This is a genomic window from Comamonas avium (assembly GCF_014836675.1).
GTDB lineage: Bacteria > Pseudomonadota > Gammaproteobacteria > Burkholderiales > Burkholderiaceae_C > Comamonas > Comamonas avium.
Window position 1 is genome coordinate 377,441 of sequence record NZ_JACSQK010000002.1, and the last position, 24,738, is coordinate 402,178.

The 24,738-nt window shown below is 57.9% G+C and carries 29 protein-coding genes; 25 read left to right on the forward strand and 4 right to left on the reverse strand.

Going from position 1 to position 24,738, the window contains the following annotated elements; all coding sequences use genetic code 11:
* Window positions 1-166 precede the first annotated feature (166 nt).
* Window positions 167-1,891, reverse strand: coding sequence for a GMC family oxidoreductase (locus H9646_RS04340; protein ID WP_191722111.1), 1,725 nt, complete (start codon window positions 1,889-1,891; stop codon window positions 167-169).
* A gap of 223 nt (window positions 1,892-2,114) precedes the next feature.
* Between H9646_RS04340 and H9646_RS04345 the strand changes: the two genes are divergently transcribed.
* The 7 genes from H9646_RS04345 (at window position 2,115) to H9646_RS04375 (ending at window position 7,491) form a co-directional block, all read left to right on the forward strand.
* Window positions 2,115-3,242 carry an MlaE family ABC transporter permease gene (locus H9646_RS04345; RefSeq protein ID WP_191722112.1) on the forward strand — a complete coding sequence of 376 codons (1,128 nt, stop codon included), beginning with the start codon at window positions 2,115-2,117 and terminating at the stop codon, window positions 3,240-3,242.
* 12 nt (window positions 3,243-3,254) lie between these two features.
* On the forward strand, window positions 3,255-4,043 hold the full coding sequence (locus H9646_RS04350; RefSeq protein WP_191722297.1) for an ABC transporter ATP-binding protein: 789 nt from the start codon (window positions 3,255-3,257) through the stop codon (window positions 4,041-4,043).
* A gap of 2 nt (window positions 4,044-4,045) precedes the next feature.
* Window positions 4,046-5,023: an MlaD family protein gene (locus H9646_RS04355; RefSeq protein WP_191722113.1), complete on the forward strand. Its 978-nt coding sequence runs from the start codon at window positions 4,046-4,048 to the stop codon at window positions 5,021-5,023.
* Window positions 5,024-5,034: 11 nt separating this feature from the next.
* A complete protein-coding gene (locus H9646_RS04360) occupies window positions 5,035-5,706 on the forward strand; it encodes an ABC-type transport auxiliary lipoprotein family protein (RefSeq protein ID WP_225213977.1) in 672 nt (223 codons plus the stop codon).
* Between the two features lie 173 nt (window positions 5,707-5,879).
* Window positions 5,880-6,098: a CsbD family protein gene (locus H9646_RS04365; RefSeq protein WP_191722114.1), complete on the forward strand. Its 219-nt coding sequence runs from the start codon at window positions 5,880-5,882 to the stop codon at window positions 6,096-6,098.
* Between the two features lie 71 nt (window positions 6,099-6,169).
* Window positions 6,170-6,748: a hypothetical protein gene (locus tag H9646_RS04370; protein WP_191722115.1), complete on the forward strand. Its 579-nt coding sequence runs from the start codon at window positions 6,170-6,172 to the stop codon at window positions 6,746-6,748.
* 215 nt (window positions 6,749-6,963) lie between these two features.
* Entirely contained in the window at window positions 6,964-7,491 is a 528-nt protein-coding gene (locus H9646_RS04375) for a hemerythrin domain-containing protein (RefSeq protein ID WP_191722116.1), read from the forward strand.
* A 50-nt stretch (window positions 7,492-7,541) separates the two neighbouring features.
* Here the strand turns inward: H9646_RS04375 and H9646_RS04380 are convergent, their stop codons facing one another.
* On the reverse strand, window positions 7,542-8,174 hold the full coding sequence (locus H9646_RS04380) for a MarC family protein (protein WP_191722117.1): 633 nt from the start codon (window positions 8,172-8,174) through the stop codon (window positions 7,542-7,544).
* A gap of 133 nt (window positions 8,175-8,307) precedes the next feature.
* On the opposite strand from H9646_RS04380, the gene H9646_RS04385 reads away from it, so the two are divergent.
* The gene (locus tag H9646_RS04385) at window positions 8,308-9,006 is read left to right on the forward strand and encodes a dienelactone hydrolase family protein (RefSeq protein WP_191722118.1); all 699 of its coding nucleotides are present in this window, start codon (window positions 8,308-8,310) and stop codon (window positions 9,004-9,006) included.
* A gap of 100 nt (window positions 9,007-9,106) precedes the next feature.
* On the opposite strand, the gene H9646_RS04390 is transcribed toward H9646_RS04385, so the two are convergent.
* Both H9646_RS04390 and hemB read right to left on the reverse strand, forming a co-directional pair.
* A complete protein-coding gene (locus tag H9646_RS04390) occupies window positions 9,107-10,216 on the reverse strand; it encodes a magnesium transporter CorA family protein (protein ID WP_191722119.1) in 1,110 nt (369 codons plus the stop codon).
* Window positions 10,217-10,313: 97 nt separating this feature from the next.
* A complete protein-coding gene (hemB, locus tag H9646_RS04395; protein ID WP_191722120.1) occupies window positions 10,314-11,324 on the reverse strand; it encodes a porphobilinogen synthase in 1,011 nt (336 codons plus the stop codon).
* A gap of 239 nt (window positions 11,325-11,563) precedes the next feature.
* Between hemB and H9646_RS04400 the strand changes: the two genes are divergently transcribed.
* The 17 genes from H9646_RS04400 (at window position 11,564) to rpsC (ending at window position 24,736) form a co-directional block, all read left to right on the forward strand.
* The gene (locus H9646_RS04400) at window positions 11,564-11,986 is read left to right on the forward strand and encodes a CopD family protein (protein WP_191722121.1); all 423 of its coding nucleotides are present in this window, start codon (window positions 11,564-11,566) and stop codon (window positions 11,984-11,986) included.
* Window positions 11,987-12,017: 31 nt separating this feature from the next.
* Complete coding sequence (locus tag H9646_RS04405; RefSeq protein ID WP_287914102.1) at window positions 12,018-13,118, forward strand: VanZ family protein; 1,101 nt, start codon at window positions 12,018-12,020, stop codon at window positions 13,116-13,118.
* Window positions 13,119-13,174: 56 nt separating this feature from the next.
* The gene (locus H9646_RS04410; RefSeq protein ID WP_191722122.1) at window positions 13,175-13,519 is read left to right on the forward strand and encodes a (2Fe-2S) ferredoxin domain-containing protein; all 345 of its coding nucleotides are present in this window, start codon (window positions 13,175-13,177) and stop codon (window positions 13,517-13,519) included.
* A gap of 87 nt (window positions 13,520-13,606) precedes the next feature.
* The gene (locus H9646_RS04415) at window positions 13,607-14,239 is read left to right on the forward strand and encodes an alpha/beta hydrolase (RefSeq protein ID WP_191722123.1); all 633 of its coding nucleotides are present in this window, start codon (window positions 13,607-13,609) and stop codon (window positions 14,237-14,239) included.
* 46 nt (window positions 14,240-14,285) lie between these two features.
* A complete protein-coding gene (locus H9646_RS04420; RefSeq protein ID WP_191722124.1) occupies window positions 14,286-15,455 on the forward strand; it encodes a D-alanyl-D-alanine carboxypeptidase family protein in 1,170 nt (389 codons plus the stop codon).
* 157 nt (window positions 15,456-15,612) lie between these two features.
* Entirely contained in the window at window positions 15,613-15,990 is a 378-nt protein-coding gene (gene rpsL / locus H9646_RS04425) for a 30S ribosomal protein S12 (protein ID WP_012202325.1), read from the forward strand.
* A 165-nt stretch (window positions 15,991-16,155) separates the two neighbouring features.
* Window positions 16,156-16,629: a 30S ribosomal protein S7 gene (gene rpsG / locus H9646_RS04430; RefSeq protein WP_191722125.1), complete on the forward strand. Its 474-nt coding sequence runs from the start codon at window positions 16,156-16,158 to the stop codon at window positions 16,627-16,629.
* Window positions 16,630-16,786: 157 nt separating this feature from the next.
* On the forward strand, window positions 16,787-18,895 hold the full coding sequence (gene fusA / locus H9646_RS04435) for an elongation factor G (RefSeq protein ID WP_191722126.1): 2,109 nt from the start codon (window positions 16,787-16,789) through the stop codon (window positions 18,893-18,895).
* Between the two features lie 171 nt (window positions 18,896-19,066).
* A complete protein-coding gene (gene tuf, locus H9646_RS04440; protein WP_191722127.1) occupies window positions 19,067-20,257 on the forward strand; it encodes an elongation factor Tu in 1,191 nt (396 codons plus the stop codon).
* 24 nt (window positions 20,258-20,281) lie between these two features.
* Complete coding sequence (gene rpsJ / locus H9646_RS04445) at window positions 20,282-20,593, forward strand: 30S ribosomal protein S10 (protein WP_005796953.1); 312 nt, start codon at window positions 20,282-20,284, stop codon at window positions 20,591-20,593.
* 202 nt (window positions 20,594-20,795) lie between these two features.
* Window positions 20,796-21,470: a 50S ribosomal protein L3 gene (gene rplC / locus H9646_RS04450; RefSeq protein ID WP_191722128.1), complete on the forward strand. Its 675-nt coding sequence runs from the start codon at window positions 20,796-20,798 to the stop codon at window positions 21,468-21,470.
* Entirely contained in the window at window positions 21,470-22,093 is a 624-nt protein-coding gene (rplD, locus tag H9646_RS04455) for a 50S ribosomal protein L4 (RefSeq protein ID WP_191722129.1), read from the forward strand. Before rplC ends, rplD begins: the two co-directional genes overlap by 1 nt.
* A complete protein-coding gene (gene rplW, locus H9646_RS04460; protein WP_191722130.1) occupies window positions 22,090-22,404 on the forward strand; it encodes a 50S ribosomal protein L23 in 315 nt (104 codons plus the stop codon). Before rplD ends, rplW begins: the two co-directional genes overlap by 4 nt.
* Window positions 22,405-22,406: 2 nt before the next feature.
* Window positions 22,407-23,231 carry a 50S ribosomal protein L2 gene (gene rplB / locus H9646_RS04465; protein ID WP_191722131.1) on the forward strand — a complete coding sequence of 275 codons (825 nt, stop codon included), beginning with the start codon at window positions 22,407-22,409 and terminating at the stop codon, window positions 23,229-23,231.
* A 10-nt stretch (window positions 23,232-23,241) separates the two neighbouring features.
* Entirely contained in the window at window positions 23,242-23,517 is a 276-nt protein-coding gene (gene rpsS, locus H9646_RS04470) for a 30S ribosomal protein S19 (protein WP_174862195.1), read from the forward strand.
* A gap of 9 nt (window positions 23,518-23,526) precedes the next feature.
* Entirely contained in the window at window positions 23,527-23,859 is a 333-nt protein-coding gene (gene rplV / locus H9646_RS04475) for a 50S ribosomal protein L22 (protein ID WP_042418925.1), read from the forward strand.
* A gap of 16 nt (window positions 23,860-23,875) precedes the next feature.
* Window positions 23,876-24,736 carry a 30S ribosomal protein S3 gene (gene rpsC / locus H9646_RS04480; protein WP_191722132.1) on the forward strand — a complete coding sequence of 287 codons (861 nt, stop codon included), beginning with the start codon at window positions 23,876-23,878 and terminating at the stop codon, window positions 24,734-24,736.
* Window positions 24,737-24,738: the final 2 nt, after the last annotated feature.

Genomic DNA, 24,738 nt, shown 5'->3' on the forward strand with positions numbered 1-24,738 from the left:
CCTGGCCCTGCACGGCATCGTGTGTAAAAAGCGGCGGTGATTAAAAGTGAGCTTGTATCGCTTATGCAGTGGCGTTTTTAAATACTTTTATATCTGAAAGCGTTGTGTATTAAGCGTTAACAGCTCACTTTTTAAGTGGATCTGCGCTTCAGTTGTTTTGTAGTCGTCAAACCGTCAGGGCGTGAATGGGCTCATCCATGGCAGAAGCGACAGCCGTTTCCACTTTGGCGTTGCGTGCCTTGCGGTCTGCGCGAATCCATTGCGCCGCTTTTTCAGCCAGCATCAGCGTTGGGCTGTTGGTGTTGCCGCTGGTGATGGTGGGCATGGCACCGGCATCCACCACACGCAGTGCCTGCACGCCACGCACACGTAAATGGCTGTCAAGCACGGCCATGCTGTCGCCGTCACGCCCCATCTTGGTGGTGCCTACGGGGTGGAAGATGGTGGTGGCAATGTCGCCCGCCAGCCGGGCCAGCTCTTCATCGGTCTGGTATTGCGTGCCCGGCTTCCATTCCTCTGGCTTGTAGCGTGCCAGCGCAGGCTGGCTGACGATGTTGCGCGTCACGCGCAGGCTGTCTGCTGCTACCTGGCGGTCATGTGCCGTGCTCAGGTAATTGGGGGCAATCGAGGGTGCGTCCTCAAAATTGGGGCTCTTGATCTGCACCGTGCCACGGCTGGAGGGGTTGAGGTTGCACACGCTGGCCGTGAAGGCGGGAAAGCTGTGCAGCGGCTCGCCAAACGCATCCAGCGACAAAGGCTGCACGTGGTATTGCAGATTGGGGTGCGGCATGTCGGGGTGGCTGCGCGTGAACGCACCCAGCTGTGAGGGTGCCATGCTCATTGGCCCCGTGCGGTGCAGCAGGTATTCCAGCCCGATGCGCATCTTGCCCCAGCGTGTCGCGGTCAAGGTGTTGAGCGTGGGCGTGTCATTGACCTTGTAGACCGAGCGGATCTGCAGGTGGTCTTGCAAGTTGGCCCCCACGCCCGGCAAATCCAGCGTGACTGGAATGCCCTTGTCGCGCAGTAAATTGGCCGGGCCAATGCCCGACAGTTGCAGCAACTGCGGTGAATTGATGGCCCCCGCGCACAGGATGACCTCTTCCGTGGCCGTGAGGTGTTCCAGCTCATCGCCAATCCAGGCTTTCACTCCGGTGCAGCGCAATGAGCCATCGGACTGGCGCTCTGTGACCAGACGGGTGGCCTGGGCCATGGTCCACATCTCGAAATTAGGGCGGCCATAGCATTTCGGGCGCAAGAAAGCCTTGGCGGTGTTCCAGCGCAGCCCATCTTTCTGGTTCACTTCAAAGTAGCCCACACCTTCGTTGACTCCGGTGTTGAAGTCCGGGGTGGCAGGAATGCCCGCCTGCTGTGCAGCCTCGGAAAAGGCATCCAGAATGTCCCAGCGCAGGCGCTGTTTTTCGACGCGCCACTCACCCTTGTTGCCGTGCCAAGCGGCAAACGCCGCATCGTGGGGCTGGCCTTCATCCAGTCGCCAGTGGCTTTCGTGCTTTTTGAAGGCAGGCAACACGTTGTCCCAGCGCCACGCGTCATCGCCCGTCAGCTGTGCCCACTGGTCGTAATCGCGGGCCTGACCGCGCATGTAGATCATGCCGTTGATGCTGGAGCAGCCACCCAGTGTTTTGCCGCGTGGATAGCGCAGGCTGCGTCCGTTGAGCCCGGCATCTGGTTCTGTCTGATACAGCCAGTCTGTGCGTGGGTTGCCTATGCAGTGCAGGTATCCAACGGGGATGTGGATCCAGTGGTAATCGTCTTTGCGACCCGCTTCGAGTAATAAGACCCGCACATTGCGGTCTGCGCTGAGGCGGTTACACAGCAAGGCGCCTGCGGTTCCGCCTCCGATGATGATGTAGTCGAAAGTGGTGTCGCTCATGATCTTCGCCAGCGGTAACTGGCCTAAAACAAGCATCCGAAGTGGATGCTAGTGCTGCCATTTTGAAGAGATGCTGCCGTCTGTCGATAGGGAAAGCGTGTAGTCCCAGGCTTACGGATTAGTAAGGTTGTTGCCAAGTGGCTGACACGCCTGCCCGCGCTCTGCCTTCGGACTCTTCGTAGAAAACTTGTAAGCTTGGCGCACTTTGGCTTTGCACGTTGCTATGACAGACACCACTCCACGCTTGACGATCACCTCGGACGACCAGGGTGCGTGGGCGCTGCTGCAAGGGCGCTGGGGGGCCGCAGAACTGGGGCAGCGCAAACATTGGCAAGCGCTGCAAAAAGCCTTGAAGGCCTGTGGTGCCAACCCTGCACAAGGCTGGGATCTGCAGGGGCTGCAGTGGCTGGACCACGTGGGTGCGCAGTTGCTTTGGAACCACTGGCAGCATGCATGGCCACAGAATCTCAGGCTCACAGACGGCCAGCGCGCCATGCTCACGCGCGTGGCCTCATTCCAGCAGGCCCCCGCGCCGGCGCGCAAGCCCTGGTGCTGGATGGACCAGGTCAACCAGCTGGGCCTGCTGGTGCTGCATTCGCTGGACCACTTGCTGCATCTGGTGGAGCTGGTGGGCCAACTGGCGCTGGATTTCGGGTCTTTGCTGCGCAATCCGCGCAAGGGCCCATGGCGCGATTTTTCGGGTCACCTCTACAGCATGGGGGCTACGGCGCTACCCATTACAGCGCTGGTGGGCTTCCTGATCGGGGTGGTGCTGGCCTATCTGATGGCCTTGCAGCTGCGTCAGTTCGGGGCGGAAGCCTTCATCGTGAATATTTTGGGCATCTCTTTGATCCGCGAGCTGGGGCCACTGCTGGCTGCCATCTTGGTGGCGGGGCGATCAGGCTCTGCAATTACGGCGCAAATTGGTGTGATGCGCGTGACCGAGGAGCTGGATGCCATGCAGGTCATGGGCATACGCCACGGTTTCAGGCTGGTCATGCCGCGCGCCATGGCCCTGGCGGTGGCCATGCCCTTGATCAGTTTGTGGACCACGCTGGCCGCTCTGGGCGGCGGCATGCTGGCAGCGGATTTGACCATGGGCATTTCTGCAGGGTATTTCTGGCAAACGTTGCCCGACGCGGTGGAGGTCGGCAATCTGGTGCTGGCCATGTCCAAGTCTGTGGTGTTTGGCATCTTCATCGCCCTGATCGGCTGCCACTGGGGCCTGCGGGTGCAGCCCAATACCCAGAGCCTGGGGGAGGGCACCACGGCCTCGGTGGTGTCATCCATCACCATGGTCATCATCGTGGATGCTATTTTTGCCATTGCGTTCAAGGACGTGGGGTTCTAGGCCATGACAGCAATGCACAACACCGAACCCGTCGTCATCGTCGACAAGCTTTGGAGCATCTTTGGTGAGGGCGATAAAGCCTTTGCAGTGCACCAGGATCTGGATTTGACGGTGTTTCGCGGAGAAATGCTGTCGATTGTGGGGGGATCTGGCACGGGCAAGACCGTGCTGCTGCGGCAGATTCTGGGCTTGCTGCACCCCGGCAAAGGCAGTGTCACAACGCTGGGCAAACCTGCGGCGCAACTGTGCGGTGAGGGCGCTGCCGCCCGTGTGGGCATGCTGTTTCAGCACGGGGCACTGTATTCAGCCTTCAATGTGCTGGAGAACATCGGTTTTGCGCTGCGCGAGCAAGGCACGCTGCCAGAGGCCATGGTGGATGAGGCCGCCATGATCAAGCTGCAGATGGTCGGCCTGAAACCGGAGCACGCCACGCGCATGCCTGCAGATCTTTCGGGTGGTATGGTCAAGCGCGTGGCGCTGGCTCGCGCCTTGATCATGGACCCCCCGCTGCTGCTGCTCGATGAGCCAACGGCTGGGCTGGATCCCACCAGTTCTGATGAATTTTGTGCGCTGCTGCGCGAGCTGCACGCCGAGCTGGGGCTGACCGTCATCATGGTCACGCACGACTTGGACACCTTGTTCGCTCTGTCCAGCCGCGTGGCCGTGCTGGCCGAAAAGCGGGTGCTGGTAACAGGTACGCCGCGCGAGGTGGCGCAATTTAAGCATCCGTTTATTGAAACGTTCTTTCAGGGTGAGCGTGGTCGTCGTGCCATGGCGCCAGTCCCGCAAGGAGGGCATTAACCATGGAAAACAAATCCCATGCCATGGCCGCAGGCACATTTGTGCTGGCGCTGGCTGTTTTGCTGGCAGGTCTGGCCTTGTGGCTGACCCGCGATCGCCATGAATACAGGCTCTATGAGCTGTCCACGGCGGATGCCATCAGTGGGCTGCAAAGCCAGGCGACGGTGCGCTACAAGGGGGTGGCCGTCGGGAAGGTGACAGACATTACGTTTGACGATGCGCAGCAAGGCAACGTGCTGATTCGCATTGCTGTGGACAGCAAGGCCCCAGTCTCCACCACGGGCACGTTCGGCATGCTGGGCTATCAGGGAGTGACGGGCATTGCACACATTCAGCTCGATGATCTGACCCCGCCGGGCGCAGAGATGCCCCCCGGGGAAAGCGGCCTGCCCCGTCTGCCCATGAAATCTTCCCCTCTGAGCGTGCTTGCGGATCAGGGGATGACGATTTTGAGCAAAGTGGATGAGGCGACCAAGCGCATCAACCAGCTTTTGGGCGATGACAATCAGGCGCGGTTCAGCAGCTTGCTGTCGAACCTGTCGGACGCCGCAGGCAATGTGAGCGAGGTGACGCGGTCCATGAACATCACCTTGCGTGAGCAGGTCGTGCCCGCGGTGCGCGAGTTTCCCGCCATGGCGCAGGATGCACGGCGTGCCATGCAAGCGATGGAGCGCGCAGGCGACGAGGCGGGCGCACTGGCCAAAGATGTGCGCAAGATGACTTCGGCTGTGCAGGAGCCCGGTGGGGTGCTGGAGCAAATGACCGCCGGCTCTCAGTCCATGGCGCGTGCAGCAGAGCGCTTTGACCGCGCCACTTTGCCCGGTATCAACCAGGCGGCCACTGACGTGTCCTCTGCGGCACGGCAGCTGGGCAGTGCAGTTTCTGGCATTGGAGACAACCCCCAGGCCTTGATATACGGCGTGGGCGGCAAGCCTGGTCCGGGTGAGCCGGGTTTTGTTGCCCCGCCAGCCAATCAATGAGGATGCAGCATATGCAAACAATGAAATCAGGCCTCTTGAACGGGCGCAGCTTGCTGGCTGGTGGCTTGCTGGCGGTGCTGCTGGCGGGTTGCAGCAACTTGCCACAGCCTCCCCAGGCGGTTGCGCGCTATGACTTGGGTGTGCCCCCGGCCTTGGCCCCTGCCAGCGATGCGCTGCAGCCCGTGGCGCTGGCCAAGATGCAGGCCCCTTTGCAGTCAGACGGCAATACCGCCGTGCGTTACCGGCTGGCCTATGCCGATGCCCAGGTGCTGCACGCCTATGCCCAGGCCCGCTGGAGTTTGCCGCCCGCGCAGATGGTGTTGCAGCGGTTGCGTGAGCACCTGGGCCAAGGTGGGCGGGTCGTACTGTCTGCAGAAGCCGGGGAACTGCCGCCCAGTGTGCAGGGCAGACAGGTTCCGGTGTTGCGCTTGTCGCTGGAAGAATTCAGCCATGTGTTTGCCAGTGCACGCCAGAGCGCTGGCTGGGTGCGGGTACGCGCCACCCTGGTCGACCCCGCACCGCAAGGCGATGTGCTGCTGGCGCAGCAGGTCTTTGAAGTGCGCCAGCCAGCCGCTGCGCCCAATGCATCGGCGGGCGTACAGGCTCTGGCGCAGGGCGTCGATGCGATAGGCCAGCAAATGCTGCTTTGGCTACAGACCGTAACGGCTGTCAGCAAGCGTTGAGGCCTGCCTTGCAGCCATGGGCGGCATGGTCTTACCGTCCGTCGCCTGCAGTGACTACGTCTGCCACCCACGTGACTCAGTACAGTGAATGTTCGCGCTGCACAACAGTAAAGCCATGATTTATTTGGTTTTTCTGCTGTGCGGCATGGATGAATGCACGTAAAGGAGTCGCTATGAATGAAGACCGTATCTCAGGAAACTGGAAACAATTCAAAGGCAAGATGCGTGAGCAGTGGGGCAAGCTGACGGACGACGACGTCGATGTGATTGCAGGCAAGCGCGACCAGTTTCTGGGCAAGCTGCAAGAGCGGCACGGTATCGCCAAGGAAGAGGCAGAAAAGCAGCTGACGGATTGGCAAAAACGCCACCCCGACTTCCGTTGGGACCAGTAAGCCATTGAGGGCGCAAAGCATGGGCGCGTGCCGCCCATGCTTTTTTTATATCTCTGAGACAAGGAGTCGCTATGCAATTCACCCCAAAATTAATAGCAATGACCGCAGCCGCATTGATGGCTACCTCTGCTTTTGCACTGACTGCAGAAGAACATAAGGCCGAGCAGCAGCGCATCACGGCCGAATACAAGGCAGCCAAAGCGCAGTGCACATCGCTGACCGCGAATGCCAAGGATGTCTGTGAAAAAGAGGCTGAGGGCCGCGAGAAAGTAGCCAAGGCAGAGCTGGAGCACCGCAAAGATCCAACCGAAAAGCGGCGCTACAACGTTGCCAAGACCAAGGCCGATACTGCCTACGCAGTGGCCAAGGAAAAGTGTGACGACCTCAAGGGCAATGCCGAGGATGTGTGTGAAAAAGATGCCAAGGCACAACACGTGAAAGCTCTGGAAGCGGCCAAGGTAGCGGATGCGCGGGCAGACGGCAGCAAAGATGGCAACGCCAAGGCGGCGCACGTGTCTGAGGTTCGCAAGGACGCAGCACAGAATGTGCGTGAAGCCGACTACAAGGCGGCCATGGAGCGTTGCGATGCCCTGTCGGGCGACGTGAAGGACAAATGCCAAAACGATGCCAAGCGTACTTTTGGCCAGTAATGGCTGAAATTTGACGCTGCATGGCGCATGACACATGACGTGTGGCATATAGCGTGCACAACCAAGCCCTGCAATGCAGGGCTTTTTGCTTTAGGGAAAACAAGGCTGTAGGTCAATGCCTTGGGCTGGTCAGAATTTGATGTGACGCAAATCCCTAAGAAATCTCCTCTTTAAGCTCGGTTCACTGAAACAAACCCATAAGAAGGAGTTGCACTATGGCGACGTTGGAATGGAGCGCAGCTTTGGAGCTGAACGTTCCTGCCATGGATGAAACGCACAAAGAGTTTGTCGATCTGCTGGCGGCTGTGGAAAGCGCTGCGGACGAAGAACTTGAACCGCTGTGGCAAGAACTGATCGCGCATACGGAAGCCCACTTTGGGCAGGAAGACCGCTGGATGGAGGCCACAGGCTTTTCTGTAGGCAACTGCCATGCCACCCAGCACAAGGTGGTGCTGGAAATCATGCGAGAAGGTGCCAAGAACGGTGAGCAGGGCAACTTCACCATGATTCGCGGCATGACGCCGGAGCTGGCCTCCTGGTTCAGCTACCACGCCCAGACCATGGATGCGGCCTTGGCGCAGCACATGCAAAGCGTCGGCTTTGACCCGGAGACGGGCGAAGTGGCCCACACGGAGTCTTTGCCCGAGCAACTGATCAGCGGTTGTGGCGGTGCGTGTTCCAAGCCCGAAGACCATGACCAGCATTCGGTTCAGGCACACAAGGTAGCGCAAGCGGCGGCGTAGCCGCCCGGGCTGCTTGGCACGCACGGCGGCAACCGTGCGTGAACAAAAGCCTAGCCTGCCAGGACGGGAAAAATCTTCACCAGGCCGCCCGCCATCACTTCGATGGCCAGCGCGGCCAAAATCAAGCCCATCAGCCGCGTCATCACATTGATGCCGGTTTTGCCCAGAACGCGGGCGATGGGCTCTGCCATCGAAAAACTACCCCACACGCAAGCGGCCACCACAATTCCATAGCCCACCAGTGCCAGGTGTTGCCAGAAATTGGCGGCCTGATCGGCGTAAATCACCACGGTGGACATGGCTGCGGGGCCTGTGAGCAGGGGGATGGTGAGTGGAACGACCGCAATGCTGTTGCCCATGGCCGCTTTTTCGGCCCCGGCTTCCAGCGTGGCTTCGTGAGGGCGGTCTTCTGCAGGGCGTGCGTTCAGCATGTTCATGGCACTGAGCAGCAGCAGCAAGCCGCCGCCGACCTGAAAACTTTGCAGCGATATGTTGAAGAAATCCAGTACCTGCAGGCCAATCAGTGCGCATGCGGCAATCACCACAAACGCGCTGAAGGCCGCGGTGCGGATGGTTTGCGTGCGCTGCTCAGCGTTAAATCCCTGGGTGTAATGGATGAAAAACGGCACGATCGCCAGCGGGTTGACGATGGCGACCAGGGTGATCAGCGGTTTTAAATCCATGGGCGGTAGGCGTTGGGAGTGAATGGGCTAAGTGGAACGCAGATTGCTTAAAGTTACCAGTGGTGTGGTCGAAGTGTAGGTAAGGTTGGTGCGGATGAGACCATGGCACAACGACAACATACAAGGGGCAGGCATGGGACAGTTTGTACAGCTAATGGCAGCAGACGGGGTGCAAATCCCTGCATGGGTGGCACAGCCCGAAGGGCCGGTGCGCGGCGCACTGGTGGTGGCGCAGGAGATTTTTGGCGTGAATGCGCACATCCGTGCCGTGACCGATCGGCTGGCTGCGCGGGGTTTTGTGGCGATTGCTCCGGCACTCTTTGCACGGCTGGAGCCGGATGTGGATCTGGGCTATGACGCCGAAGGCATGGCGCGCGGCAAAGCGCTGAAAGCGGCCGCAGAGGCTTTGCCGGGTGAGGGCGTGCTGCAAGATGTTCGGGCTGCCGCGCAGTGGGTGCAGCAATCGAGCGGCGAGCGTGTGGGCATGCTGGGGTTTTGCTGGGGCGGCCTGCTGACGTGGCGCGCGGCGCAGCAGCTCGATGAGCTTTCTGCGGCTGTGTGCTACTACGGGGGCGGTATGACGGTTGCGCCTGACATGGCGCGCATGCCACGCATTCCGGTGATGGCGCACTTTGGCACGCTGGATGCGCATATCTCGGTGGACAGCGTGCAGGCCTTCAGCCATGCACACCCGAGTGTACAGGTGCATTTGTACGAGGCCGACCACGGTTTTAACTGTGACCAGCGTGGCAGTTATGACGACATCAGCGCGGTGCAGGCCAAAGACCGCACGCTGGCATTTTTTGACCAGTATTTGCGCCGTTCGCTGTGATGTGCCATTAAAAGAGAAGCTGCTTGCGCTGTATTCATAAGCATTTCAAATACTTTTGTATTTGAAGTTATTGACTCATAAGCGTTAGCAGCTCTTCTTTTTAATCATTGTTGCCCAGCAAGCTGTCTTTTTCAATGTACCGGCGGCGCCAGAAGAACACCAGCAGCACCAGGCCAATCAGGCCCATGGCGCCCATGGCCCACCAAAAACCATCTTCTTTGTGCACCAGGGGCAGAACGTCAAAGTTCATGCCGAACACGGCCGCAATCAAGTTCAGTGGCAGAAAGATGGCGGTCAGTGTGGTGAGGGTGCGCATGATGTCGTTGGCACGGTTGCTCTGTGCGGAGAAGTGCATTTGCATGGCGGCTTCGGCACTTTGCTCCATGCGGTGCACGTGGTGAATCACGCGTTCAATGTGCTCCAGCACGTCGCGCGAGCGCACGCGCAGCAGCTCCAGCGCGCGGCGTGCGGTTTTGCTGCTGTCTTCGCTGCTCCAGCCGTCCAGCGAATCAATCCAGTCTTGCACGGCAGCGCGCTGGTCTTCACAGATTTCATCGAGCTGGTGCAGCCCCAGGCGCGCCTGCAGCACCTCGGCCCAGTCGTTAAAGCGGGATTTGGGGTTGAGCAAGGCCATCTGCCAGCCATCGATTTGCTTGGCCATGTCGCGGCGCAGGCTCTGGTAGCCGTCCACCATCTGGTCGATCTGGCGCAGCATCAGGTCAGCACTGCTGGGCGGCAGGCGGCTGCCTGCGCTGCGTTTTTCGGGGAAAGTGCCTGCAGGCGAGAGCAAGCGCTGCAGGTAGTGCTCACGCACGGGGCATGCGCTGGGGTGCACGCTGAGCAAGATCTCGTCAAACACCGCAAAGCCCACGGGCGCGGTAGGCAGCCCTTTGGTGGTGGAGGGCGCTTGGGCCTGCGGCAGGTCCAGTCGGCGAAATACCAGCACGTCGTAATCCGACGTGAAGTCAAACGTGGATGGGATGTGTGCGTTCAGCAGGTCGGAGATGTGCAGATCCACCAGCGGTGTGCCGCACAGCGACAGCAGCAGTGGCTGAACAGCCGCTAGCTGCGCCTCAAATTCGCTGCGCTCGCAAGAGAGCCAGTAAAACGCACCGGCCTCGGGGCGCGGCAGGGCGGTGGACTCGGCGGGCGGCCAGGTGCCCAGGTCTTGCACCTGTTTGGTGGCAGGCTGAATCAGCAGCAGTTGCATAGATGTAAGGTCAAAAAGGCCAAAAACGCAGGCTGTTCAGGCGCTGACAGCTATGAAAACCGGGCGGCTGTGCAGCCACCCGGTGCAGGCCCAGAGGTTACAGCCCGCGCAGCTTCTTGGCCGCGTCGATCGCAAAGTACGTCAAGATGCCATCGGCCCCGGCACGCTTGAAGGCCAGCAGCGCTTCCATCATGACGGCGTCGTGGTCCAGCCAGCCATTCGCTGCAGCGGCCTTGATCATGGCGTACTCGCCGCTGACCTGATAGGCAAAGGTGGGCACCTTGAACTCATCTTTGACGCGGCGCACGATGTCCAGATAGGGCATGCCGGGCTTGACCATGACCATGTCTGCACCCTCGGCAATGTCCATGGCCACTTCGCGCAGGGCTTCATCGGAGTTGGCCGGGTCCATCTGGTAGACGTTCTTGTCGGCCTTGCCCAGCGCACCACGCGTACCAACGGCATCGCGAAAGGGGCCGTAGAAGGCACTGGCGTACTTGGCGCTATAGGCCATGATGCGCGTGTAGATGTGGCCTTGCAGCTCCAGTGCTTCGCGGATGGCGCCAATGCGGCCGTCCATCATGTCGCTGGGGGCGACCATGTCGACACCGGCTTCGGCGTGCGTGAGGGCCTGGCCGACCAGCACTTCCACGGTTTCTTCATTGAGGATGTAGCCGGTTTCATCCAGGATGCCGTCCTGACCGTGGCTGGTGTAGGGGTCCAGCGCCACGTCGGTCATGATGCCCAGCTGGGGGAACTCTTTTTTCAGTGCGCGCACCACACGGGGGATCAGACCATCAGGGTTCAGCGCTTCTTTGCCGTCAGGTGTCTTCAGGCTGGTGTCAATGGCGGGAAACAGCGCCAGCACTGGAATTTCCAGCTTCACACACTCTTGGGCCACAGGCAGCAGCAGGTCCAGGCTCAGGCGCTCTACACCGGGCATCGAGGCAATGGCCTCGCGGCGGCTGCTGCCCTCGTGGACGAACACCGGGTAAATGAAGTCATGGGCTGTCAGGTGGTTCTCACGCACCAGGTTGCGGGTGAAAGCATCACGGCGCAGACGGCGGGGACGGCTTTGCGGAAAAGGGGTAGGGCTAGACAGATGCATGCCTGCCATTGTGCTCCTGTCGATACTTCTGTGTGAGCGATCCCGGCACAGCCCAGTCAAGCTTGTCCTTGGGGATAGTCCCGGTGCGCGTGCCCAAACGCAATGCTAGATTGGCCTCCGAGCGCGGCTTGCCGCATTCCCTGCTTCACCTCCCTGAGCAGGCCTCTTTCCAGAGGAATTTTCACGCCCGGCCTTGGCCGGGCTTTTTTTGCGCCAAGTCTGCGCCTTACACTGTGCCCATGTTGTGGGTCAAAGCTTTTCATATCGTCTTCGTGACCAGCTGGTTTGCTGGTCTTTTCTACCTGCCGCGCATCTTTGTGAATCTGGCCATGGTGACGCCGGGCTCTGTGGCAGAGCGTGAACGCCTGATCGGTATGTCGCAGCGATTGTTGCGCTTCACCACCATCTTGGCGATTCCTGCCATTGCACTGGGCCTGTGGCTGCTGCTGGGCTTTGGTTTTTGGCAAGCGGGCGGCTGGGTGCATGCCAAGCTGGTGTTGGTACTGGCCGTAGCGGGTTATCACTACAGCTGCGGCGTGTTGCTGCGTCAGTTGATGGCCGGAACATGCCAGCGCAGCCACCGCTGGTTCCGCTGGTACAACGAACTGCCCGTGCTGCTGCTCGTGGCCATCGTGATCCTCGTCGTTGTGAAGCCTTTTTAAACCTCGTCCGCCCACCGGAAAGGGGCAGCCTGTGTTCAAGACCTCGGCATGGCCACTGGCCATGCTGTACATCGCACTGATTGTCTTCGCCAGCTTGTTTCCGTTCGACGGCTGGCGGGTGCAGGGCATTTCGCCCTGGGTGTTTGTGACGGCGCCACTGCCTCCTCCGTACTGGACGTGGTTTGACGTCAACACCAACATTGTGGGTTATGTGCCTTTGGGTTTCCTGTTGGCGCTGGGAGGGCTGCGCAGTGGCTGGCGGGCCTGGTCCATTCCCGCCGCATTTCTGAGTGGTGCAGCGCTGTCGCTGAGCATGGAGTTTTTGCAAATCTACTTGCCGCGACGTGTCCCCTCCAATCTGGATTTTGTGCTCAACGCCGCAGGCGCATTGATGGGCGCTTTGCTGGCTGCCGCCTTGGAGCGGCTGGGTGCTCTGGAGCGATGGAGCGTATTTAGGCAGCGCTGGTTTGATCAGCAGCCCCACGGGGGACTGGTGCTGATTGGTCTGTGGCCCATTGCTCTGCTCTTTCCGGCGACGCTGCCTTTTAGCCTGGGGCAGGTGCTGGAGCGGCTGGATAAAACACTGGACGAATGGCTGGAGGGTACGCCCTTCATGGACTGGCTGCCCCTGCGCGAAGAGCCGCTGGTACCGCTGATGCCCAGTGCAGAAATGCTGTGCGTCATGCTGGGTTTGCTGGCGCCTTGTCTGCTGGGTTACATGCTGATGGTCCATCGCGGCCGTCGGGCGGTGTTGGCCATCGTTGTCATTGCGGCGGGCATTGCGGCCACTGCGTTGTCATCGGCCATGGCTTATGGCCCCAACCACGCCTGGGCGTGGAACACGCTGCCCACACAGGCGGGAATTGTGGCGGCCATCTTGCTGGCTGTCTGCGCGCTGCCAGTGCCACGTCGCTGGTGTGCAGTGCTGCTGATTTTGGTGCTGATGTGGCAGCTCAACTGGCTCAACCAGGCACCGCTTAACCCCTACTTTGCCGACACCCTGCAGTCTTGGGAGCAGGGACGCTTCATGCGTTTTTACGGGCTGGGGCAATGGCTGGGCTGGGCCTGGCCCTATGCTGTGCTGGGCTATGTGGCGCTGCGCCTGACACAGCGGCAACCTGAGCCTAGCTAGGGCACCTTTTCACTGGCCCAGTGGATTGCATGGCCACGGCCTAGAATGTTTGCACCATGAGTGAACACACCTCCAGCGGCTACTACAGTCGCCATATTTTCTTTTGCCTGAACGAACGCCCCAATGGCGAAGACTGCTGTGCTTTGCATGGCGCCAAGGAAGGCTTTGACCACTGCAAAAAAGCCGTGAAAGATGCCGGCCTAGCGGGCAAAGGCCAGGTGCGCGTGAACAAGGCAGGCTGTCTGGATCGCTGTGCTGCAGGCCCGGTCGCCGTGGTCTACCCCGAGGGGACGTGGTACACCTTTTTCGATACCGCAGACATTGACGAAATTGTCGAGTCACACCTGAAAAACGGCACAGTGGTTGAACGTTTGCTGGTTCCCCCGGAACTTGGCCGCTGAAACCGACTCACAGCCCCAATCCCAAGTGTTTCTGGCCGCCAGTGCTTATTCATAAAGCGCAGGTAGCTATAAATTAGGTAGTTGCAATTGAACGCCCAAACAGAACGATTCACCCTCGCCGGCGCTGCCGGTCTGATCGAAGCCCTGCGTGACCGCCCTGCGGGCACGCCCAAAGGCGTGGCGGTGATCGCCCATCCGCACCCCTTGTTTGCCGGCACCATGGACAACAAAGTAGTGCAGACCTTGGCACGCGCCTTTGTGCAAGCGGGCTGGGAAGCCATTCGTTTTAACTTTCGCGGCGTCGGTGCCAGCGAAGGTGTGCACGATGCAGGCAAGGGCGAGGCCCAGGATTTGATGGAAGTGGTACGCCAGGTGGCGCCCCAGGGTGCAGTGGCGCTGGCAGGGTTCTCCTTCGGTGCATTTGTCACCACGCACGCGGTAGCTGCTTTATGGGATGAGGCACGGGTTGAAAAAGTAGTACTGGTTGGCACGGCTGCCAGCCGCTTTGAACCCGCCACGCTGCCTCCGGCTGCCCATGACCGCACGCTGGTGCTGCATGGTGAGAAAGATGACACCGTGCCGCTGCAATCGGTCATGGACTGGGCGCGCCCGCAGATACTGCCTGTAACAGTTGTCCCGGATGGGGGGCATTTCTTCCACGGACAATTGCCTTTGCTCAAAGGCTTGGTGCTTCGTCACCTGAGTGCTGTGCACCTGTGAGTGCGCAGCTTTTTTCTGCTGATTTTTTGATAACCGAGTTGTGTTCATGAAGCCTGTTTTCTCGACCCTGCGCACGCTGGCATTGACCGCGGCCATGGCGCCTTTGTGGGTGAATGCCCAAATTGCACAGTTGCAGCCGCCAGAAATTGCTGCGCGCACCTATATGCTGGTGGATGTGACGGCCAACCAAGTGCTGGCATCCAAGGATGTGGACGCTCCTGTAGAGCCTGCATCGCTGACCAAGCTGATGACGGGTTACCTCGTGTTTGATGCACTGCGTTCCAAGAAGATCACGCTGGAGCAGCGCCTGCCTGTGAGCGAGCAAGCCTGGAAGATGCCTGGCTCGCGCATGTTTATCGATCCCAAGATGCAAGTGCCTGTCGAGGACTTGATCAAGGGCATGATCGTGCAGTCTGGCAATGACGCCACCATGGCGCTGGCCGAGGGCGTGGGCGGTACCAAGGAAAACTTTGTGCGCCTGATGAACGAGCAGGCTAAAGCGCTGGGTATGACGGGTACCGTCTACAAGAACCCTGAAGGACTGACCGAGCCCGGCCATCTGACGACCGCGCGTGACCTGTCTATTTTGGCAATACGCCTGATGCGTGACTTCCCCCAGTACACGCACTACTACGCCATCAAGGAATACCGCTATCAAGGCACGCCAGCGGCCAATGGCCGAAACCGCAATACCTTGCTGTTCCGTGACCCTACGGTCGATGGCCTCAAAACAGGTCACACCAATGCTGCAGGCTACTGCTTGGTTTCTACTGCCAATCGCGAAATCCCCAACGTGGGTGGTCGCCGGATGCTCTCTATTTTGCTGGGTGCCGCCAGCGACAACGCGCGTGCCAATGAAAGCCAGAAGCTCTTGAACTGGGGCTATACGGCCTATGACGCAGTCAAGCTGTTTGATGCAGGGCAGGCGATGGAAGAGGCGCAAATCTGGAAGGGCACCAAAGGCACCATCAAGGTCGGGCGTGAAGGCGCAACTGTCGTGACAGTACCTTCGGGAAGCTCTGGCAAGGTCACCACCCAGGTGGTGCGTACTGATCCTTTGTTGGCACCGATTGCCAAGGGCCAGCAAGTGGGCACTTTGAAGGTGCTGGTGGCAGATCAAGTCGCTGCTGAATTGCCCATCGTTGCGCTGGAAGGCGTGGATGAAGGTGGTTTCTTTGGTCGCACCTGGGATGCCATCCGACTGTGGATTCGTTAACGCGAGCCACGAAAGCGGCAGGAGCCTAATACTTGGGTGCCTGCCGTTTAATCACATATGACTTGCTCTGGGTTTGCCAAGCTGGTACATTCGAGAGCTTTTCGGAATTTCCGAAGGGTTTCACGTTTTCGTTTTTTACGTTTAGGGACGTTATTTAATGCCAACCATTAACCAACTCGTGCGTCAGGGCCGCACGGTAGAAGTTGTTAAATCCAAGAGCCCTGCTATGGAAAACTGCCCCCAGCGCCGTGGCGTGTGTACCCGTGTGTACACCACGACACCTAAGAAGCCTAACTCGGCTTTGCGTAAGGTGGCTAAGGTGCGTCTGACCAACGGTTTCGAAGTTATTTCGTACATCGGCGGTGAAGGCCACAACCTGCAAGAGCACAGCGTGGTGCTGGTGCGTGGTGGTCGTGTAAAGGACTTGCCAGGTGTGCGTTACCACATCGTGCGCGGTTCGCTTGACCTGCAAGGCGTCAAGGATCGCAAGCAGTCCCGTTCGAAGTACGGTGCTAAGAAGCCTAAGGCTAAGTAAGCCCTGGTTTCGAAAAACAAACGGTGTTTGATTCGCCTGACTGGCGCGGTCAAACGTAGTGACCCGAAGCGCAAGTGTTTTGCGTGGGTCGAGTAAGTGAGAGTCTTTGATTAGCTCTCGCGGTGTCTGAAAAGTCACCAACTGAAGCAAAGATAGAGGTGAAAAATGCCACGTCGTCGCGAAGTCCCCAAACGTGAAATTCTGCCGGATCCTAAGTTCGGTAATGTAGAGCTGTCCAAATTCATGAACGTGATCATGGAAGGCGGCAAGAAGGCTGTTGCAGAACGCATCATTTATGGTGCTCTGGAACTGATCGCCAAGAAGCAGCCTGAAAAAGATGCTTTGGAAGTGTTCGTCACAGCCATCAACAACATCAAGCCCATGGTGGAAGTGAAGTCCCGCCGCGTGGGTGGTGCTAACTACCAGGTGCCTGTTGAAGTGCGTCCCGTCCGTCGTCTGGCTCTGTCCATGCGCTGGTTGAAGGAAGCTGCCCGTAAGCGTGGCGAAAAGTCGATGGCCCAACGTCTGGCCAACGAAATGATGGAAGCCACCGAAGGTCGTGGCGGCGCCATGAAGAAGCGTGATGAAGTGCACCGTATGGCCGAAGCCAACAAGGCCTTCAGCCACTTCCGCTTCTAATCTGCTTATTGCAGTTTGAAACAGACGGGCCGCTCGCAAATTTTGCCGGCGGCCTTGTCTCGATTCAAGGCGCCCTCATATAGAGCTGCTGGTCCCGGCGCCACAAGGCTGGGTGATCAGACTCTCTCCCCCCCATACGATCAATCAAGGATCAATCATGGCTCGCAAGACCCCCATTGCCCGTTATCGCAACATCGGTATTTCGGCGCACATCGACGCAGGTAAGACCACTACCACTGAACGTATCCTGTTTTATACAGGCGTGACCCACAAGCTGGGTGAAGTGCATGACGGCGCTGCGACCACCGACTGGATGGAGCAAGAGCAAGAGCGCGGCATCACCATTACTTCGGCTGCTGTGACTTGCTTCTGGAAGGGCATGGACCTGTCCTACCCCGAGCACCGTTTCAACATCATTGACACCCCCGGCCACGTGGACTTCACTATTGAAGTGGAGCGTTCCATGCGCGTGCTGGACGGCGCTTGCATGGTGTACTGTGCTGTGGGCGGCGTGCAGCCTCAGTCTGAAACTGTGTGGCGTCAAGCTAACAAGTACAAAGTGCCTCGCCTGGCCTTCGTGAACAAGATGGACCGTACCGGTGCCAACTTCTTCAAGGTCTATGAAGGCATGAAGACTCGTCTGAATGCGAACCCAGTGCCTGTGGTGATCCCAATTGGTGCTGAAGACAAGTTCGAAGGCGTAGTTGACTTGGTCAAGATGAAGGCCATCATCTGGGACGAAGCTTCCCAGGGCATGAAGTTTGAGTACCAGGACATTCCTGCTGACTTGGTGGAAACTGCCAACAAGTGGCGTGAAAATCTGGTCGAAGCTGCTGCTGAAGCCAACGAAGACCTGATGAACAAGTACCTGGAAGAAGGTACTTTGTCTGAAGAAGAAATCAAGGCCGGTATCCGTGCCCGTACGCTGGCTGTTGAAATTCAGCCCATGCTGTGCGGTACTGCCTTCAAGAACAAGGGTGTGCAGCGCATGCTGGACGCCGTGATCGACTATCTGCCAGCGCCTGTGGATATCGACGACGTGACCGGTACCGATCCCGACGACGAAGAAAAGAAGCTGAGCCGCAAGGCTGACGACGAAGAGAAGTTCTCTGCGTTGGCGTTTAAGCTGATGACCGATCCGTTCGTGGGTCAGCTGACTTTCGTGCGCGTGTATTCGGGTGTTCTGTCCAAGGGCGAAACCGTTCTGAACTCTGTAAAGGGTAAGAAAGAGCGTATCGGCCGTATCGTGCAGATGATGGCCAACGATCGCGTGGAAGTCGACGAAATTCGCGCCGGTGACATCGCCGCTTGCGTGGGCTTGAAGGATGTGACAACAGGCGAAACCCTGTGTGCATCCGATGCGCCTATCGTGCTGGAGCGCATGGTGTTCCCTGAGCCCGTGATTGCACAGGCAGTGGAGCCAAAGACCAAGACTGACCAGGAAAAGATGGGTATTGCCCTGTCGCGCCTGGCGGCTGAAGATCCTTCCTTCCGTGTGCGTACCGACGAAGAATCGGGCCAGACCATCATTGCTGGTATGGGCGAATTGCACCTGGAAATTATCGTGGACCGCATGAAGCGCGAGTTCAACGTGGAAGCCAACGTGGGCAAGCCCCAGGTTGCTTACCGCGAAACTGTGCGCAGCACGGTCAAGGATGTGGACGGCAAGTTTGTTCGTCAGTCCGGCGGTAAGGGTCAATACGGTCACGTGGTGTTCACATTGGAGCCACAAGAGCCAGGTAAGGGCTTTGAGTTTGTTGACGCCATCAAGGGTGGTGTGGTTCCTCGCGAATACATTCCTGCTGTTGAAAAGGGTGTGATCGAAGCCCTGACCTCCGGTGTGCTGGCTGGCTACCCCGTTGTGGACGTGAAGGTTACTTTGACCTTCGGTTCGTACCACGATGTGGACTCGAACGAAATGGCGTTCAAGATGGCCGCTATCTTCGGTTTCAAGGAAGCAGCTCGCAAGGCCAATCCTGTCATCCTCGAGCCAATGATGGCCGTGGAAGTGGAAACGCCAGAAGACTACGCCGGTACTGTGATGGGTGACTTGTCTGCCCGTCGTGGTCTGGTGCAGGGCATGGACGACATGGTTGGTGGTGGTAAGGCGATTAAGGCAGAAGTGCCTTTGTCCGAAATGTTTGGTTACGCTACTTCGTTGCGTTCACAGACACAAGGTCGCGCCAGCTACACCATGGAGTTCAAGCACTACGCTGAAGCTCCTCGCAACGTGGCTGAAGCCATCGTTGCAGCTCGCGCTAAGTAATTAGCAAATCGGTCATAATTGATCGGTTGTCCGCAGTCGTTTTTTGCGACTGCGGGCAGATTGCCGGTCTGCGATCGCGTGCCACTTTGTTACCTGTGCGAAGTGAATTAGCAATGCGATGCAGACCTTAAAACCACACACAGGTCTGCTCTTTTATTCGGAGAATTTGCAATGGCAAAAGAAAAATTCGAACGTACCAAGCCCCACGTGAACGTGGGTACTATTGGCCACGTTGACCACGGTAAGACTACCCTGACAGCTGCTATCGCTACTGTGCTGTCCAAGCACTTCGGCGGCGAAGCTCGTGACTACTCGCAGATCGACAACGCACCCGAAGAAAAGGCTCGTGGTATCACGATCAACACTTCGCACGTTGAGTACGAAACTGCAACCCGTCACTACGCTCACGTTGACTGCCCAGGCCACGCTGACTATGTGAAGAACATGATCACTGGTGCTGCTCAGATGGACGGCGCTATCTTGGTTTGCTCCGCTGCTGACGGCCCTATGCCCCAGACACGCGAGCACATCCTGCTGGCTCGCCAGGTTGGCGTTCCTTACATCATCGTGTTCCTGAACAAGTGCGACATGGTGGACGACGAAGAGCTGCTGGAGCTGGTCGAAATGGAAGTGCGCGAGCTCTTGGACAAGTATGACTTCCCAGGTGACGACACTCCAATCATCCGCGGTTCGGCTAAGCTGGCCCTGGAAGGTGACCAGTCCGACAAGGGTGAGCCTGCTATCTTGAAGCTGGCTGAAGCTCTGGATACCTACATCCCAACACCTGAGCGTGCTGTGGACGGTGCCTTTGCAATGCCTGTGGAAGACGTGTTCTCGATCTCCGGTCGCGGTACCGTGGTGACAGGCCGTATCGAGCGCGGCATCATCAAGGTCGGCGAAGAAATCGAAATCGTCGGTATCAAGGACACTGTCAAGACCATCTGCACTGGCGTGGAAATGTTCCGCAAGCTGCTGGATCAAGGTCAAGCTGGTGACAACGTGGGCCTGCTGCTGCGCGGCACAAAGCGTGAAGACGTGGAACGCGGCCAAGTGCTGTGCAAGCCCGGCTCCATCAAGCCCCACACACAGTTCACTTCCGAAGTGTATGTGTTGTCCAAGGACGAAGGCGGTCGCCACACTCCTTTCTTCAACAACTACCGTCCTCAGTTCTACTTCCGTACAACTGACGTGACAGGCTCCATCGAGCTGCCAGAAGGCAAGGAAATGGTTATGCCTGGCGATAACGTGTCGATCACTGTGAAGCTGATTGCTCCTATCGCTATGGAAGAAGGTCTGCGCTTCGCTATCCGCGAAGGTGGCCGTACTGTTGGTGCCGGCGTTGTTGCCAAGATCATTGCTTAATTCTTAGCAAACTAGGAATTAACAATGTCCAAGCAAAAAATCCGTATCCGCCTGAAGGCTTTCGATTACAAGTTGATCGACCAGTCTGCAGCCGAAATCGTTGATACCGCCAAGCGTACTGGCGCGATCGTTAAGGGTCCTGTGCCATTGCCTACACGCATGAAGCGCTTCGACATCTTGCGTTCGCCCCACGTGAACAAGACTTCGCGTGACCAGCTGGAAATCCGCACTCACCAACGTCTGATGGACATTGTCGATCCTACCGACAAGACTGTTGACGCACTGATGAAGCTGGATCTGCCAGCCGGCGTAGACGTCGAAATCAAACTGCAATAAGAACGAACTGGCACTGTCCGCAGTGCCTTGTGAGGTCTTCTTTTAACGCGAACTTGCTTGAAAAAGCAGTTCGCGTTAAAATTTGGAGCTTCGCCAAATTGGGCGGAGTTTTATTAACCTTCTTTCGTGCACTTCGGTTATCCGATGGGGTGCAACGCTGGGCCAATTGCAGTTACAGCGGCGAAAGTTTTGGAGCAAACAAATGAGTCTGAGCAACTCCCTGGGGTTGCTGGGCCGCAAGGTGGGCATGATGCGTCTGTTCACTGATGATGGGGACGCAGTGCCTGTCACAGTGGTGGATGTTTCTAACAACCGAGTGACCCAGGTTAAAACCCAAGAGAACGATGGCTATGTGGCTTTGCAAGTCACTTTCGGTACACGCAAGGCTTCTCGCGTGACCAAGCCTGAAGCCGGCCACCTCGCTAAAGCGGGTGTGGAAGCCGGTGAAGTTACCCAAGAATTCCAAGTTACCGAAGAGATCGCTGCTAAGTACGCGGCAGGCGCAGCCTTGCCCGTGCTGGATCTGTTCAGTGTTGGCCAGAAGGTAGATGTGCAGGGCACTTCTATTGGTAAGGGCTTCGCTGGCACGATCAAGCGTCACAACTTTGGCGCACAGCGTAATTCCCACGGTAACAGCCGCTCGCACCGCGTGCCTGGCTCTATCGGTATGGCACAAGACCCAGGTCGCGTGTTTCCCGGTAAGCGCATGACAGGTCACATGGGCGTTGAGACCGTGACTACACAAAACCTGGATGTGGTTCGTATTGACGAAGCACGCCAACTGCTCTTGATCAAGGGCGCTATTCCCGGATCCAAGGGTGGATTCGTGTCTGTGCGTCCAGCTATCAAGGCTAAAGCTTCCAAAGGAGCGAACTAATGCAGCTCGAACTCCTGAATGAACAAGGCCAAGCCGCTTCGAAGATCGATGCGCCTGAAACCGTGTTTGACCGTGCATACAACGAAGACCTGATCCATCAGATCGTCACTGCCTACCGTGCCAATGGCCGTCAAGGTACACGCGCTCAGAAGGATCGTGAGCAAGTTCGTCACAGCACTGCCAAGCCTTTCAAGCAAAAGGGTACTGGCCGTGCACGTGCTGGTATGACTTCCTCGCCTCTGTGGCGTGGAGGCGGACGCACCTTCCCTAATCTGCCTGAAGAAAACTTCACGCAAAAGATTAACAAGAAGATGTACCGCGCTGGTATGGCTTCCATCTTGTCCCAGCTGGCCCGCGATGGTCGTCTGGCCGTGGTGGAATCGTTGACCGTTGACACTCCGAAGACCAAGGCTCTGGCTGACAAGTTCAAGTCCATGAACCTGCAATCGTCGGTGATGGTGATCACCGAGGAAATCGACGAGAACCTGTATCTGGCTTCGCGCAACCTGAAGAACGTGTTCTTGGTGGAACCCCGCTACGCAGATCCCGTTTCTCTGGTGCATTACAAGAAAGTACTCATCACTAAGGGTGCTATCGACAAACTCAAGGAGATGTTCGCATGAGCACACTCAAGTTTGACGAAGGTCGTCTGATGCAAGTGCTGGTCGCTCCTATCGTGTCCGAAAAGGCCACCATGGCAGCCGAGCAGTCCAACGCTGTGACGTTCAAAGTGCTGCAAAACGCTACCAAGCATGAAATCAAGGCCGCTGTGGAATTGATGTTCAAGGTTGAAGTGGCTGGCGTTTCTGTAGTGAACACCAAGGGCAAGACCAAGCGCTTTGGCAAGACCATTGGCCGTCGCGACAACATTCGCAAGGCTTATGTTCGCCTGAAGCCCGGTCAAGAGCTGAACCTGTCCGGGGAGGCTGCTTAATCATGGCTGTTATCAAACTTAAACCTACTTCGCCCGGCCGCCGTGGTGCAGTTAAGGTAACTCGTGACCACCTGTTCAAAGGCCCAGGTTTCGCTCCTCTGTTGGAAGCGCAATCGGAAAAAGCCGGTCGTAACAACAACGGTCACATCACAACACGCCACAAGGGCGGTGGTCACAAGCACCACTACCGTGTGGTTGACTTCAAGCGCAACAAGGACGGCATCCCCGCCAAGGTTGAGCGCATTGAGTACGACCCTAACCGCTCTGCGCACATCGCTTTGGTGTGCTATGCCGACGGCGAGCGTCGTTACATCATTGCTCCTCGCAACCTGGCCGTTGGCGCCAGCATTGTGAGCGGCTCTGAAGCACCGATTCGCGTGGGTAACACCTTGCCTATCCGCAACATCCCTGTGGGTTCGACCATCCACTGTATCGAACTGCAACCTGCAGGCGGCGCGCAAATCGCCCGTTCCGCTGGTGCGTCCGCTACATTGCTGGCTCGCGAAGGCGTCTACGCTCAAGTGCGTATGCGTTCTGGCGAAGTGCGCAAAATTCATATCGAATGCCGCGCAACCATCGGTGAAGTTGCCAACGAAGAACACAGCCTGCGCCGTTACGGTAAGGCCGGTGTGAAGCGTTGGATGGGTATTCGTCCTACCGTCCGCGGTACTGCAATGAACCCAATCGATCACCCGCACGGTGGTGGTGAAGGTAAGACAGGCGAAGGCCGTCACGCAGTTGACCCATGGGGTAACCTGACGAAGGGCTACCGTACCCGTAACAACAAGCGCACACAAAGCATGATTGTGTCGCGTCGTAAAAAGTAAGGGGTAGCAAATGACTCGTTCTCTTAAAAAGGGTCCGTTTGTTGACCATCACTTGGTTGCTAAGGTTGAAAAAGCCGTCGCTACCAAGGACAAGAAGCCAGTTAAGACATGGTCGCGTCGCTCCATGGTTCTGCCTGATTTCATCGGTCTGACCATCGCTGTGCACAACGGCAAGCAGCACGTGCCTGTCTACATCACCGACCAAATGGTAGGTCACAAGTTGGGCGAATTCGCTCTGACTCGTACCTTCAAGGGTCACCCCGCCGACAAGAAGGCCAAGAAGTAAGGAACGACCATGTCTGAAACACGTGCAGTCCTCCGTGGCGTCCGCTTGTCGGTTGACAAGGGTCGCCTCGTCGCGGATCTGATCCGCGGCAAGAAGGTGGATCAAGCTCTGAACATCTTGACTTTCACGCAGAAAAAAGCTGCTGTGATCGTCAAGAAGGTTCTGGAATCCGCAATCGCCAACGCTGAGCACAATGACGGCGCCGATATCGACGAATTGAAGGTCAAGACCATCTACGTTGAACAAGGCACGACGCTCAAGCGCTTCACAGCGCGCGCCAAGGGTCGCGGCAATCGCATCAGCAAGCCTACATGTCACATTTATGTGACAGTCGGTAACTGAGGCCAAAAGGAAGAATATGGGACAGAAAATCCATCCTACCGGCTTCCGCCTTGCTGTAAGCCGTAACTGGGCTAGCCGTTGGTACGCTAGCAACCGTGACTTCGCCGGCATGCTGGCTGAAGACATCAAGGTTCGCGAGTACCTGAAGGCTAAGTTGAAGAACGCTGCTGTGGCACGCGTGGTGATCGAGCGTCCTGCAAAGAACGCCCGCATCACAATCTACTCGGCCCGTCCTGGTGTTGTGATTGGCAAGAAGGGTGAAGACATTGAGGCCTTGAAGAAGGAACTCACTGCTCGCCTGGGTGTGCCAGTTGCTGTGAACATCGAAGAAGTGCGCAAGCCTGAAATCGATGCCAAGCTGATCGCCGACTCCATCTGCCAGCAGCTGGAAAAGCGCATCATGTTCCGTCGCGCAATGAAGCGTGCGATGCAGAACGCCATGCGTCTGGGTGCTCAAGGCATCAAGATCATGTCGTCCGGTCGTCTGAACGGTATCGAAATCGCCCGTACTGAGTGGTACCGCGAAGGCCGCGTGCCATTGCACACTCTGCGTGCTGATATCGACTACGGCTTCTCCGAAGCTAAGACCACCTACGGCATCATCGGCGTGAAGGTTTGGGTTTACAAGGGTGATACCTTGGGCCGTAACGACCTGCCCGCAGTTGAGACTCCCCGTCCTGATGACGAGCGTCGTCCACGTGGCCCCCGCCGCGATGGTCGTCGTGACGGCGCAGGTCGTGGTGCCCGCCGCCCCACAGGCGGTAACGCAGCTCCCGCTGACGGCAGCGACAAGCCAGCCGGCGCAGGCGCTGACTCCGTTAAGCGCGTTCGCAAGACTGACGCGCCCGCTACAGCAGCGGACGGTAAAGGAGAATAAAC